Here is a 239-nt window from a genome sequence, read left to right as displayed (position 1 = left end):
CCCACCGCCTCCACCTCCACCGGACAGCAGGTCGCCTACAGGCCCGCCTGCGACGCCCCGAAGCCGGGCCAGTTCACCTGCTTCGCCCTGCGTCGCACCGACATCGAGCCGACACCGGCCGCCACACTGCGCGCCGCCCCGGCCGTCCCGGCCGGGTTCGGCCCGGCCGACCTCCAGACCGCCTATGACCTGCCCCCCAACGGAGGGGCCGGCAAGACCATCGCGGTCGTCGACGCCTA

The 239-nt window shown here is 74.9% G+C and carries 1 pseudogene; it reads left to right on the top strand.

Annotated features, from left to right (window positions below):
* Positions 1–239, top strand: a pseudogene (locus tag AOK09_RS40850) (hypothetical protein); the annotation flags it as partial.

Origin of the sequence: Peterkaempfera griseoplana (genome assembly GCF_001418575.1) — a bacterium.
GTDB classification, from domain to species: domain Bacteria; phylum Actinomycetota; class Actinomycetes; order Streptomycetales; family Streptomycetaceae; genus Peterkaempfera; species Peterkaempfera griseoplana.
Note: the sequence above shows the minus strand (reverse complement) of the source record. Positions and strands in the feature narration are given on the sequence as shown.